Source organism: Aeromonas aquatilis (assembly GCF_054052405.1).
In genome coordinates, this window is record NZ_JBSTYP010000015.1 from 24,904 (window position 1) to 37,803 (window position 12,900).

General features: G+C 61.6%; 9 protein-coding genes and 1 pseudogene. All 10 read left to right on the forward strand.

The features are described 5' to 3' along the window. Window position 1: 1 nt before the first annotated feature. A complete protein-coding gene (nuoG, locus tag ACW5W8_RS07755; protein WP_498627201.1) occupies window positions 2-2,758 on the forward strand; it encodes an NADH-quinone oxidoreductase subunit NuoG in 2,757 nt (918 codons plus the stop codon). Continuing rightward, the gene (gene nuoH / locus ACW5W8_RS07760; RefSeq protein ID WP_005344904.1) at window positions 2,755-3,723 is read left to right on the forward strand and encodes an NADH-quinone oxidoreductase subunit NuoH; all 969 of its coding nucleotides are present in this window, start codon (window positions 2,755-2,757) and stop codon (window positions 3,721-3,723) included. Before nuoG ends, nuoH begins: the two co-directional genes overlap by 4 nt. A 10-nt stretch (window positions 3,724-3,733) precedes the next feature. Then, window positions 3,734-4,276, forward strand: coding sequence for an NADH-quinone oxidoreductase subunit NuoI (nuoI, locus tag ACW5W8_RS07765; RefSeq protein ID WP_005337245.1), 543 nt, complete (start codon window positions 3,734-3,736; stop codon window positions 4,274-4,276). A 10-nt stretch (window positions 4,277-4,286) separates the two neighbouring features. Continuing rightward, window positions 4,287-4,838 (forward strand): NADH-quinone oxidoreductase subunit J, encoded by a 552-nt coding sequence (gene nuoJ / locus ACW5W8_RS07770; RefSeq protein ID WP_005337246.1) that lies wholly within the window; start codon window positions 4,287-4,289, stop codon window positions 4,836-4,838. Beyond that, window positions 4,835-5,143: an NADH-quinone oxidoreductase subunit NuoK gene (gene nuoK, locus ACW5W8_RS07775; RefSeq protein ID WP_431362521.1), complete on the forward strand. Its 309-nt coding sequence runs from the start codon at window positions 4,835-4,837 to the stop codon at window positions 5,141-5,143. The genes nuoJ and nuoK overlap by 4 nt, the downstream gene beginning before the upstream one ends. Beyond that, entirely contained in the window at window positions 5,140-6,987 is a 1,848-nt protein-coding gene (gene nuoL, locus ACW5W8_RS07780; protein WP_498627202.1) for an NADH-quinone oxidoreductase subunit L, read from the forward strand. Before nuoK ends, nuoL begins: the two co-directional genes overlap by 4 nt. A 98-nt stretch (window positions 6,988-7,085) precedes the next feature. Beyond that, window positions 7,086-8,630 carry an NADH-quinone oxidoreductase subunit M gene (gene nuoM / locus ACW5W8_RS07785; protein WP_498627203.1) on the forward strand — a complete coding sequence of 515 codons (1,545 nt, stop codon included), beginning with the start codon at window positions 7,086-7,088 and terminating at the stop codon, window positions 8,628-8,630. Continuing rightward, window positions 8,627-10,090: an NADH-quinone oxidoreductase subunit NuoN gene (gene nuoN / locus ACW5W8_RS07790; protein ID WP_129504218.1), complete on the forward strand. Its 1,464-nt coding sequence runs from the start codon at window positions 8,627-8,629 to the stop codon at window positions 10,088-10,090. The genes nuoM and nuoN overlap by 4 nt, the downstream gene beginning before the upstream one ends. A 235-nt stretch (window positions 10,091-10,325) precedes the next feature. Continuing rightward, window positions 10,326-11,462 (forward strand): FIST C-terminal domain-containing protein, encoded by a 1,137-nt coding sequence (locus ACW5W8_RS07795; protein WP_498627204.1) that lies wholly within the window; start codon window positions 10,326-10,328, stop codon window positions 11,460-11,462. Next, a pseudogene (locus tag ACW5W8_RS07800) lies at window positions 11,459-12,887 on the forward strand (HD-GYP domain-containing protein). The gene ACW5W8_RS07795 and the pseudogene ACW5W8_RS07800 overlap by 4 nt, the downstream one beginning before the upstream one ends. Window positions 12,888-12,900 lie beyond the last annotated feature (13 nt).

A 12,900-nucleotide genomic window follows, 5' to 3' on the forward strand; every position in this document is an offset into this window, starting at 1 on the left:
TATGGCAACCATTTATGTAGACGGCAAAGAGTACGAGGTAGACGGAGCAGATAACCTGCTGCAAGCCTGTCTGTCGCTGGGTCTGGACGTCCCCTATTTCTGCTGGCATCCGGCGCTGGGTAGCGTGGGAGCCTGCCGCCAGTGTGCAGTCAAACAGTATCAGAATGCCGATGACAAACGCGGTCGTCTGGTCATGTCCTGCATGACCCCGGCCACCGATGGCAGCTACATTGCCATCGAGGATGAAGAGGCTAAAGAATTTCGCAAGAGCGTGGTGGAGTGGTTGATGACCAACCACCCCCACGACTGCCCGGTGTGTGAAGAGGGCGGCGCCTGCCACCTGCAGGACATGACGGTGATGACCGGCCACAACAGCCGTCGCTACCGCTTCACCAAACGCACCCATCAGAATCAGGAGCTGGGCCCCTTCATCGGTCACGAGATGAACCGCTGCATCGCCTGCTACCGCTGCGTCCGTTATTACAAGGATTATGCCGGTGGCGAGGATCTCGGGGTCTACGGTGCCCACGACAACGTCTATTTCGGGCGGGTCGAGGATGGCACCCTGGAGAGCGAATTTTCCGGCAACCTGGTGGAGGTCTGCCCCACCGGCGTCTTCACCGACAAGACCCACTCCGAGCGTTACAACCGCAAGTGGGACATGCAGTTTGCCCCCAGCATCTGCCAGCAATGCTCCGTGGGCTGCAACATCAGCCCGGGTGAGCGTTATGGCGAGCTGCGTCGCATCGAAAACCGCTTCCACGGCAGCGTCAACCACTACTTCCTCTGTGACCGTGGCCGCTTTGGCTATGGCTACGTCAATCTGGCCGACCGTCCGCGCCAACCGCTGCTCAAAGATGGCAACGACCAGCTGACCATCACAGTCGATGGCGCCCTCAACCGCGCCGCCGATGCCCTGCGCAGTGCCAGCGACCTCATCGGCATCGGATCGCCCCGCGCCTCGCTGGAGAGCAACTTTGCCCTGCGCGAACTGGTGGGCGAAGCTAACTTCTACGCAGGCGTCGAGCAGGCAGAATGGGCCTGTCAGCTGAAGATGCTGCAGATCCTGCAACAGGGCGGCGTGCCAACCCCGAGCCTGCGGGACATGGAAGAGGCCGACGCCATTCTGCTGCTCGGCGAGGATGTCACCATGAGCGCAGCCCGTATCGCGTTGGCGCTGCGCCAAGCCGTCAAGGGCAAGGCCCGCGAGCTGGCCCGCAAGATGAAGGTCGATCTGTGGCAAGTCGCCGCCGTTCAGACCCTGGGTCAGAACGAGCGCTACCCGCTGCTCATCACCAGTCTCGACACCACCCGTCTTGACGATGTGGCGGCCGACAAGCTGCACGCCCCCTATGCCGATCAGGCGCGCCTTGGCTTTGCCATCGCCAACCTGCTCGACCCTAGTGCTCCGGCCGTGGCCGACCTCTGCCCCGAACTGCAGGCACAAGCGACTCGCTGGGCCAAGCTGCTCGGCAACGCCAGGAAGCCGCTCATCATTGCAGGCTCCACTGCCTGCGATGTGACGCTGGTCGAAGCAGCCAGCAATATTGCTCGTACCCTGAAAGGGCGTGGTCTGGAAGCCAGCATCGCGCTGGTTGGCCAGGAGGCCAACTCGCTGGGTCTGGCCATGCTGGGTGCTCACACATTGGCAGATAAGCCACTCGAAGCCGCCCTTGCGCGTATCGAGTCAGAAGAGGGGTTGGCGCTGGTTACCCTGGAGAACGATCTCTACCGCCGCGCGCCACGCAACCGGGTGGATGCTGCGCTGACACGGCTGCAGCACCTGCTGGTCATCGACCACCAGGCGACCCCGACCGCCAACAAGGCTGATCTGGTGCTGCCAGCGGCCAGTTTTGCCGAGGCCGATGGCACCCTGGTGAACATGGAAGGGCGCGCCCAGCGCTTCTTCCAGGTCTATGCGCCCGCCTTCTACAACGCCGATATTCAGGTGCGTGAAGGGTGGCGCTGGCTGGCGGCGCTGCAAGGGGCGATCGAACGCAAGCCGCTGCGCTGGCAGAACTTCGAGCAGATCAGCCACGCTTGCGCCAGCAGCCACCCGCTGCTCGCTACCATGCTGGAAGCGGCGCCCAATGCAGGCTTGCGGATCCGAGGCATGCGACTGGCCCGTGAGCCGCACCGCTACAGCGGTCGCACCTCCATGCTGGCGGATCAGAACGTCAGCGAGCCACGGGTAGCGCAAGACCCCGACTCCCCCTTCAACTTCTCCATGGAGGGGTATGCCGGAGCCCGTCAGCCGCTGCCGCAAGTACCGTTCGCCTGGGCGCCGGGCTGGAACTCTCCCTCCGCCTGGAACAAGTTCCAGGATGAAGTCGGTGGCAAACTGCGCGCCGGCGATCCGGGTCGCCGTCTGCTGGAAGCAACAGACCCGCAGGCAGAAGGCAAGGAGCTGCTCGGCTGGTTCACCACCATCCCCGCCCCCTTCAAGGCCGCAGAGGCGCTGCAAGTGGTTAATTATGCCCAGCTGTTTGGCGGCGAGGAGCTGTCGGCCCGCAGCCCGGTTATTCAGGCCCGAATGAACGAACCCGAGCTGGTGCTCAATCCCCTTGATGCGCAGCGTCTGGCCCTCCACGGGGGTAATCAGGTCTCCTTCTCCTGGGGCGGTAGCCACTGGCAACTGCGTCTGCGGCTTAGCGAGCAGCTGAGCGCCGGTCTGGTGGGGCTCCCCCTTGGGGTGAACGGCCTGCCGACGGCCCTGCAACAAGCCTCAATCACTAACCTGCAGGAGGTGATCGCATGAGTGAGTCGCTGATCGATCTGTTGCTGGAAGTGGGCAAGGCACTGATCGTGCTGGTGGGGATCGTGGGGGCTGGCGCCTTCATGAGCTTTATCGAGCGCCGTCTGCTGGCCCTGTGGCAGGATCGCTACGGCCCCAACCGGGTGGGGCCGTTTGGTCTGCTCCAGCTGGCCGCCGACATGATCAAGATGTTCTTCAAGGAGGACTGGATCCCGCCGTTCGCTGATCGGCGGATCTTTATCCTGGCCCCCATCATCGCCTTCACTGCCTTTATTCTGGCGTTTGCGGTGGTGCCCATCACCCCCACTTGGGGCGTGGCGGATCTCAATGTGGGGCTGCTCTACATCCTGGCCATCGCAGGGCTGGCGGTCTATGCGGTGCTGTTCGCCGGCTGGTCGAGCAACAACAAATACTCATTGCTCGGCAGCTTGCGCGCCTCGGCTCAGACCCTCTCCTACGAGGTATTTCTCGGGCTATCCCTGATGGGGATTGTGATCCAGACCGGCAGTTTCAACCTGCGGGATATCGTCGAAGCACAGGCAGACTTGTGGAACGTGGTGCCCCAGATCTTGGGCTTTGTCACCTTCCTGTTTGCCGGTGTCGCCGTCACCCACCGTCACCCGTTCGATCAGCCGGAAGCCGAGCAGGAGCTCGCCGACGGCTATCACATCGAGTATGCGGGGATGAAGTGGGGTCTCTTCTTCGTGGGCGAGTATATCGGCATCGTGCTGGTCTCCTCGCTCATCGTGACCCTCTTCTTCGGTGGCTGGCACGGCCCCTGGTTGCCCCCCTTCATCTGGTTTGCCCTGAAGACCGCCTGTTTCATGGTGTTCTTCATCCTGCTGCGGGCTTCCCTGCCTCGCCCGCGCTTTGACCAGGTGATGTCGTTTGGCTGGAAAGTCTGCTTGCCGCTGACCCTAATCAATATGCTGGTCACCGCGGCAGTTGTACTGATAAGTACGCAGTGAGGCACTCATTATGAAAATTGTTAGCATTATTCAGGGTGTCGGCACCCAGTTACGCAGCCTGGCCATGGTCTTCTCCCATGCCTGGCGGCCCCGTGAAACTCTCAACTATCCGGAGCAGGCAGTCTATGCCGCCCCCCGCTACCGCGGTCGCATCGTGCTGACCCGTGACCCCGACGGGGACGAGCGTTGCGTGGCCTGCAACCTCTGCGCGGTCGCCTGCCCGGTGGGCTGCATCTCGCTGCAAAAATCCGAGCGGGAAGATGGTCGCTGGTATCCGGAGTTCTTTCGCATCAACTTCTCTCGCTGCATCTTCTGCGGCCTGTGCGAAGAAGCTTGCCCCACCACCGCCATCCAGCTGACACCGGATTTCGAGATGGGTGAGTATCGCCGCCAGGATCTGGTGTACGAGAAGGAAGATCTGCTGATCAGCGGGCCCGGCAAATACCCGGACTACAACTTCTATCGCATGAGCGGGATGGCCATCGACGGCAAGCCGAAAGGGGATGCCGAAAACGAAGCCAAGCCCATCGATGTCAAGAGCCTGCTGCCCTGAGGAGTCAATCATGGAACTGGCATTTTATGCCTCGGCCCTGGTGGCCATTTACAGCACGCTGCGGGTGATCAGCACCAGCAATCCCATGCATGCGCTGCTCAATCTCATCATCTCTCTCATCGCCGTGGCCATGATCTTCTTCTGCCTGGGTGCCGCCTTTGCCGGCGCCCTGCAGGTGATCGTCTACGCCGGCGCCATCATGGTGCTGTTCGTGTTCGTGGTGATGATGCTGAACCTGGGGAGTGCCCAGGCACAGGAGAAAAAGTGGCTCACCCCCATGACCTGGGGGGGCCCAGCCCTGCTCTCGCTGATCCTGCTGGGCTTTCTGGCCCACGGCATTCTCGGGGTGACCGGGGGCCTGATCGGAGTGACCGAGGTGACCGCCAAGCAGGTGGGTGTCGAGCTCTTTGGCCCCTATGTGCTGGCGGTGGAGCTTGCCTCCATCCTGCTGCTGGCGGGTCTGGTGACCGCCTATCACCTGGGTCGGGAAGAGAAGAGCGGTGAAGTGCTCTCCGTCCCGCGCTCTGCTTCCCGCTCTGCACAAGAAGGAGGTCAGCAATGAATGGAATCCCTATGGAGCACGGCCTCCTGCTGGCCGCGGTGCTCTTCTGCATCGGCTTGTGCGGTCTGCTGATCCGCCGCAACCTGCTCTACATCCTGATGAGTATCGAGATCATGATGAATGCCTCGGCACTGGCGTTTGTGGTGGCGGGTAGCCGCTGGGCCCAGGCCGATGGCCAGATCATGTATATCCTGGTGATTTCTCTGGCGGCAGCGGAGGCCAGTATCGGCCTCGCCCTGTTACTGCTGCTCTATCGTCGTTACCACACCCTGAACGTGGACAATGTGAGCGAGATGCGCGGATGAGCCTCTTATATCTGACTTTTCTATTTCCGCTGCTGGGATGGCTGGTGCTGGCCTTCTCCCTCGGTCGGTTTGGTGAGCGTACCTCGGCGCTGGTCGGGGTAGGCTCCATTGGCCTGTCGGCCCTCACTACCCTGTGGGTCGGCATGGACTTTCTGGGCAACCCGCCCGAGGGGGGCGTCTATATCCAACACCTGTGGCAATGGATGGCGGTGGGCAACTTTACCCCGAGCTTCTCGCTGGCACTGGATGGCCTGTCGCTGACCATGCTGGGGGTGGTGACCGGGGTGGGTTTCTTTATCCACCTGTTCGCCTCCTGGTATATGCGCGGGGAAGAGGGTTACTCCCGCTTCTTCACCTACACCAACCTCTTTATAGCCAGCATGCTGTTTCTGGTGCTGGCCGATGACCTGCTGTTTGTCTACCTCGGCTGGGAAGGTGTGGGGCTGTGCAGCTACCTGCTGATCGGCTTCTACTACAAGGATCGCAACAACGGCGCGGCCGCCCTCAAGGCATTTGTCGTGACCCGGGTGGGTGATGTCTTCCTCGCCATCGGCCTGTTTATCCTCTATCGGGAACTGGGCACCCTCAATATCCACGAGCTGCTGGTGCGCGCGCCCACCCTGTTTGCCGAGGGCTCCCCTGCCCTGTCACTGGCCTGTCTGATGCTCCTGGGTGGCGCGGTCGGCAAATCGGCCCAGCTGCCGCTGCAAACCTGGCTGGCGGATGCGATGGCAGGCCCGACCCCGGTCTCTGCGCTGATCCACGCCGCCACCATGGTGACCGCCGGTGTCTACCTGATTGCTCGTACCCACGGCCTGTTCCTGCTGGCGCCGGAGATCCTCCATCTGGTCGGGCTGGTTGGCGCCATCACGCTAGTGCTGGCAGGCTTTGCCGCGCTGGTTCAGACCGACATCAAACGGATCCTTGCCTACTCCACCATGAGCCAGATTGGCTACATGTTCCTAGCACTCGGTGTCGGTGCATGGGAAGGGGCCATCTTCCACCTGATGACCCACGCCTTCTTCAAGGCGCTGCTGTTCCTCTCCGCTGGTGCCGTTATCGTCGCGACCCATCACGAGCAGAACATCTTCAAGATGGGCGGCCTGCGCAAGAGCCTGCCGCTGGTCTATGCCTGCTTCCTGGTGGGTGGCTCGGCACTGGCCGCGCTGCCGCTGGTCACCTCGGGTTTCTACAGTAAGGACGCCATCCTGTGGCAAATAGAAGCCTCTGGCCAAAGCGCTCTGCTGTGGGCCGGTCTGGTAGGGGCATTCCTGACCTCTCTCTACACCTTCCGACTGATCTTTATCGCCTTCCATGGCAAAGAGCAGACCAAAGCCCATGCGGGCCACGGTCTGGCTCACAATCTGCCGCTGCTGGTATTGCTGGTGCTCTCTACCGGCATCGGGGCGCTGATCACCCCGCCGCTGGCCGGGGTGCTGCCCGCAGGCCCTGGTGATCATATCGAAGAGGGGCGCCATGCACTGGAAATCACCTCTGGCATCATCGCCATCGCAGGCATTGCGCTGGCCGCGTTTCTGTTCCTTGGTGAGCGCCGTCTGGCCACCTCCATTGCCAACAGCGCGCCAGGCCGCCTGCTCAGCACCCTCTGGTTCAACGCTTGGGGCTTTGACTGGCTCTATGACCAGCTGTGGGTCAAACCCTATCTGCTGGCGACCCGGCTGCTGGCCCACGACCCGCTGGACTGGATGATGGGCCTGCCCGCCTGGCTTGCCCTGCGTGGCAACCAGCTGCTGGCCTGGACCGTGACCGGCAAGTTGCGCTGGTATGCCGCCTCCATGGGGATCGGCGCCGTGCTGGTGCTGGCGCTGTTGCTGCTGGGGTAACGCGATGAACAACCGGACAATCATACAGCCAGGCTGTTTGCTCTCCCTGATGGAACAGGGAGCGCAATCTCATATGAACTTGAACGAGAGCTGATACCGTGACCTTACTCTGGATCTTGCTAATTCCTTTTATCGGCGGCTTGCTCTGCTGGCAGATGGAGCGTCTCGGCGGGCAGTTTGTCCGCTGGGTGGCCCTGCTCTCCATGAGCGCCAGCCTGCTGCTCTCCTGTGCCATCTGGCTAAGTGGTGATTTCTCCCTTGCCACGACCGGCCTCGACAGCGCGGGCGTCTCCGGTGCTGCCTCCGCCTGGGCCGCCGAGTGGCGCCTGCCGTGGATCCCCCGCTTCGGCATCTCTTTGCATATCGCGGTGGATGGCCTGTCGCTCTTGATGGTGATCCTCACCTGCTTTATCGGGGTACTGGCCATCCTCTGTTCGTGGAAAGAGATCGTGCAGCGCATCGGCTTCTTCCACCTCAACCTGCTCTGGATCCTGGGCGGCGTGCTCGGGGTCTTCATGGCGCTGGACCTGTTCCTCTTCTTCTTCTTCTGGGAGATGATGCTGGTCCCCATGTACTTCCTGATTGCGCTCTGGGGCCATTCGGTCACTGACGGCAAATCACGGATCAACGCAGCAACCAAGTTCTTTATCTACACCCAGGTTTCGGGCCTTATCATGCTGGTGGCCATCATCGGGCTGGTGCTGACCCACCAGCATGCCACCGGAGTCTTCACCTTCAACTATCTGGAGCTACTCAATACCCCGATGAGCAAGGGCGTTCAGTGGCTGCTGATGCTGGGCTTCTTTATCGCCTTCGCGGTCAAGATGCCGCTGGTACCGCTGCACGGCTGGCTGCCGGATGCCCACAGTCAGGCGCCGACCGCAGGTTCGGTGGATTTGGCCGGTATTTTGCTGAAAACCGCCGCCTACGGTCTGCTGCGCTTTGCCTTGCCGCTCTTCCCCGAAGCATCCGCAGAATTTGCTCCCTACGCCATGGTGCTTGGCCTGATCGGGATCGTCTACGGTGCCATCGTGGCCTTTGCCCAGACCGACATCAAACGGCTGGTAGCCTACACCAGCATCTCCCACATGGGCTTTGTGATGATCGCCATCTACTCGGGTAGCGAGCTGGCCCTGCAGGGCGCCGTGGTGCAGATGATCGCCCACGGTCTCTCCGCCGCCGGCCTCTTTATCCTCTGTGGTCAGCTCTACGAGCGGCTGCATACCCGCGACCTGCGCCAGATGGGCGGCCTATGGGGGCGCCTGCGCTATCTGCCCGGTGTGATGCTGTTCTTCTCGGTGGCGTCGCTCGGCATGCCGGGTACCGGCAACTTCGTCGGCGAGTTTCTGATCCTGGTCGGCAGCTTCCAGGTGGCTCCTGTCATCACGGCAGTCGCCACCTTCGGTCTGGTACTGGCCTCGGTCTACTCCCTTATCATGCTGCAGCGCGCCTGCTTTGGCCCTACCAAGGATGAGAGCGTGCTCAAGGGACTGGATCGCCGCGAGCTGACCATGATGATGGTGATTGCCGGTCTACTGGTACTGCTTGGCCTCTATCCCCAACCCGTGATTGATACCGCCAGCAGCAGCCTTATCAACGTGCTGCACTGGTATCTGCTGCCGACTGCTGGAGCCCTGCAATGACTTTCTCCGCTTCCCAACTGCTGGCACTGCTTCCCCTGCTGTTGACCACCGGGGCCATGGCGGCCCTGATGCTGGCCATCGCCTGGCGCCGCTGTGTCACTACCGCCTTTACCGTCACCATTGTTGGTCTCAACCTGGCACTGTTCTCGCTGCCCATCGTGATGGCGCAAGGGGATCAGGGGGTCACCCCGCTGCTGCAAGTGGACAGTTACGCCGTCTTCTACATGGGACTGGTGCTCATCGGCGCCCTGGCCACCTGCACCTTCGGTCAATCGTGGCTGAAAGCCTACCCGGACAACCGGGAGGAGTTCTTCCTGCTGCTGCTGATCGCCACCGCTGGTGGTCTGGTGCTGGCCTGCTCCCGTCACCTCGCCTCTCTCTTTATCGGGATCGAGATGCTGACCCTGCCGATGTTCGGTCTGGTGGGTTACGCCTACCGCGAGCGCCACTCGCTGGAAGCCGCGGTGAAATACATGGTGCTCTCTGCCGCAGCTACCGCCTTCCTGCTGTTTGGCATGGCGCTGCTCTATGCACAGGCAGGCAGCCTGAGCTTTGCAGCCCTGGGGCAGACCCTGGCCGAGAGCCCGGCTCACCACCCGCTGCTGATGGGGGGTTTGGGGTTAATGCTGGTCGGTTTCGCCTTTAAACTCTCCCTGGCCCCCTTCCACCTCTGGACCCCGGATGTCTACGAAGGTGCCCCGGCACCGGTCGCCACCTTCCTCGCCACCGTCAGCAAGGTGGCGGTCTTTGCCGTGCTGCTGCGCTTCTATCTGGCGGTACCGGCGGCGAGCGATCCCATGATCCACTGGCTGCTGGCAGCCATGGCGGTCATCTCCATCCTGGTCGGCAACCTGCTGGCGCTGGTGCAAACCAACATCAAACGGATGCTGGGTTACTCCTCCATCTCCCACTTCGGCTACCTGCTGGCGGTAATCGTGGCGAGCCGATTCGGCCAGATGCCGGTGGAAGCAGCCGGGGTCTACCTGCTGATGTATCTGTTCACCAGCCTGGGTGCCTTTGGGGTGGTGAGCATGATGTCGAGCCCCTATCGCGGCAAGGATGCAGACTCCCTGCACAGCTATCGCGGCTTGTTCTGGAAGCGTCCGTACCTCACAGCCGTGCTGACGGTGATGATGCTCTCCTTGGCAGGCATCCCGATGACCCTCGGCTTTATCGGCAAGTTCTACCTCATCGGCGTCACCGTCGAGGCGCAGCTCTGGTGGCTCTCCGGTGCCATCGTGCTCGGCAGCGCACTGGGTCTCTACTACTACCTCAAGGTGATGGTGACCCTCTATCTGCGCGAACCGGGTATGCAGCAGCGGGATGCCAGCGCCGACTGGGCGCTCTCCTCCGGTGGTGTGGTAGTGCTGCTCTCTGCAGCGCTGGTGGTGTTGCTGGGGCTCTATCCCCAGCCCGTCATCAGCCTGGTACAAGGGTTTCAGCACGTGGTATTGCAGTAACCTTCACAGACGTTCCCCCTCACCATTACCCGCAAAACCGGCAGCCTTGGCTGCCGGTTTTCTATTTCCGGTCCGACAGCATCGCGCACTCCGCGAGCCAGCAAATGACAGGTCAATCAACGAGGGTGATGCCCATCATGCTTTTTGCCATACAACCAGAACCGGGCAGGATCGTCATACCCTCTTGAATCTCTAACTGATATATTGATCACATTCTGGAATGGAGTTCAGATTGATGAAGCAACACTACGTTTGCCAATTTAACCCGACAGAACTGGCCGCCACGCTGGCACCCTTGCAAGGAGGCAAGCTGACCATACTGCTGGCCGAACAGGATTGCGCGCAGGTTCCCCTGTTGCAGCAGTTGTGCCGCGACTTCAACATCGCCCTGGATAGCGCCATTTTCCCCCAGCTGATCGGTGCGCAAGGATTGTTACCGCAAGGGGCCTGGCTACTGCCCAGAGCCAACCCCTATCACGCCACACTGCTGCCCCTGACACCGCAAGCCAGCGCAGCATCCCTTGCTCAACTGATTGCGGAACAGGTGGAGAGCATGCTGGCCACCTGGCCAACCCCTTCGCCACCACCAACCCTTTTTCTGACCTTCGACAACCTCATTCCCAATATCGCCTCCATTCTGGATGCGCTTTATCTGCAGCTGGCCAATCGCGTCAACTATGCCGGCGCCAACGCAGGCAGCGGCAGCTTCACCCCCCTTGCCTGCCTGTTCGACAATCAACGGCAACTTGCCTACGGGGTCACCTGCACGCTGCTGCCCAGCAACAGCTTTCCCTTTCTGGAACATGGTTATCAACTCTCGGCCCAACCAATGCTGGCCACCAGCAGTGAAGCGAACCAGATTGCCTACATCGACTGGCAACCGGCCTTTCAAAAATATCAGGGGCTGATCCGCCAGCAATTCCAGCACACTATGGTGCGCGAGGAGCTCTACCGTTTCGTGGTGCACATGCCACTGGGCCTGCTGCGGGCCAACGGGGATGTGATTGTCAGGATCCCCGTCGAGGCAAACGATGACGGCGCCCTGCTCTGCGCCGGCGAGGTCGCAGAGCACAGCATCCTCACTCTGCTGAAGGCGCCAGAGAGTGCCACCGAACATGCCTGCTCACTGGCCAGGCGCCTCAACCAGCAACAAACCCTCACCCGGGCACACTTGCTGGAGGTCTACTACTGCGCGGGACGCCAGCTCCACTTCGACCAGCAGACGGTGACCGAGCTGCACACCCTGCTGAGCGACTCGGGCGCTGGCGAGCTGGCAGGCGCCCTCTCCCTTGGCGAAATTGGCAGCGTGCGCCGCGGGGATTACCCCCAATTTCATAACGGCGCCATTCTCTGTAACGGGGCATTGATATGAACAACGACCACGCCATGGCCATCGTCTGCGATCTGGCGCTCTGCATCGGGCGTGAAGTCACGCTGGATGCGCTGCTCACCAAGGTACTGCAACGTTTTATGCATCACTGCGCCACGCCGGTTGCGCGGTATTGCAGCAACAACGGGAGGGATACAAGCTGCTCAAGGTGATCGGCGACGAGCAGCTGCGCCAGCACACCGGCACCACCCTGCCACTGCCTGGGTGGGTCAGCGAGGAGGAGCACTGCCTGCTGCAACAGACGCTCCCCCTGCCGGGCAGCCGCCCCTACCAGTTTGCCTATCGGCTCAAGGTTGAAGGGGGTTATCTCATCTTGCTGCTCGCCCCCAGCCACATCAGCAGATCGTACCGGTCTGCCATCTGTTCAGCCCGGTGCTCGGCAACCTGGCCCGCGCCATTTCCCTCTGCAAGGACAGCGAGCTGCTCGCCCTGCGTCAGCAGGCCGAACTGAAGGACCTGAAACACTTCAACGAATCCCTGCTCAAGGCCATCCCGATCCCTGTGTTCTACAAAGATATCGAGGGGCGGTTTCTGGGCTGCAACCAGGCCTTCAATCAGGTGATCGGCATCGGCAAGGAGGCGCTGCTGGGTCGACGGGTCGAGGAGCTGCTGCCAGTCGGGCTTGCCGAGGCCTACAGCATGCGGGAAGCCGAGTTGCTGCGAAGTCGCCAGCCCCAGTGCATCGAACAGCAGTTGCATGATCGCAATGGCATGCGCTATCAGGTCATCTGTTTCAAGGATCTCTTCTATGACCATCAGGGGATGGTTGCCGGCATCATCGGCACCCTGGTCGACATCACCCGCCTTAAAGAGAGCGAGCGTCACCAGCGTGATCTGCTGTTCCAGACCATCAGTGCCCTCGCCAGCGCTATCAGCCACAAGGATCGCAACAGTGCGGGCCATGAGCTGAGGGGGCGCGATTTGGCACTGGCCATCGGGCAGGCCATGCAACTGCGGCAAGAGCGGCTGGATGCGCTGGGACTGGCGGCCATGGTGCACAATATCGGCCTGCTGCAGATCCCCACCGAGATCATCACCCGCCCACGTGAATTGCGGCCGGTGGAGTTCGAACTGATCAAGCAGCACCCCCAGGCCGGCCACGATATTCTCAAACAGATCGACTTCCCCTGGCCCATCGCCACCATAGTGCTGCAGCACCACGAAAACCTCGATGGCAGCGGCTATCCACAGGGGCTACAGGGAGATGCGATCTCGCTGGAGGCGAGGATTATACGGGTCGCCGACTCCCTGGCCGCCATGACGGCCCACCGGCCGTTCCGGCGTGCCCTCCCCCTCACCGATGCGTTCACCGAACTGACGCGCTACGCCGGTGTGCATTACGACAAACAGGTGGTCGATGCCTGTTTCGCCGTCTGGCAAGCGGGCTACCGCTTTACTACCACCTGACTCTGGTTGCACC

What these genes read in the sequence shown, in the direction of transcription:
- nuoG (WP_498627201.1), top strand. Translation starts at nt 2, where the DNA reads ATGGCAACCATTTATGTAGACGGCAAAGAGTACGAGGTAGACGGAGCA.
- nuoH (WP_005344904.1), top strand. Translation starts at nt 2,755, where the DNA reads ATGAGTGAGTCGCTGATCGATCTGTTGCTGGAAGTGGGCAAGGCACTG.
- nuoI (WP_005337245.1), top strand. Translation starts at nt 3,734, where the DNA reads ATGAAAATTGTTAGCATTATTCAGGGTGTCGGCACCCAGTTACGCAGC.
- nuoJ (WP_005337246.1), top strand. Translation starts at nt 4,287, where the DNA reads ATGGAACTGGCATTTTATGCCTCGGCCCTGGTGGCCATTTACAGCACG.
- nuoK (WP_431362521.1), top strand. Translation starts at nt 4,835, where the DNA reads ATGAATGGAATCCCTATGGAGCACGGCCTCCTGCTGGCCGCGGTGCTC.
- nuoL (WP_498627202.1), top strand. Translation starts at nt 5,140, where the DNA reads ATGAGCCTCTTATATCTGACTTTTCTATTTCCGCTGCTGGGATGGCTG.
- nuoN (WP_129504218.1), top strand. Translation starts at nt 8,627, where the DNA reads ATGACTTTCTCCGCTTCCCAACTGCTGGCACTGCTTCCCCTGCTGTTG.
- ACW5W8_RS07795 (WP_498627204.1), top strand. Translation starts at nt 10,326, where the DNA reads ATGAAGCAACACTACGTTTGCCAATTTAACCCGACAGAACTGGCCGCC.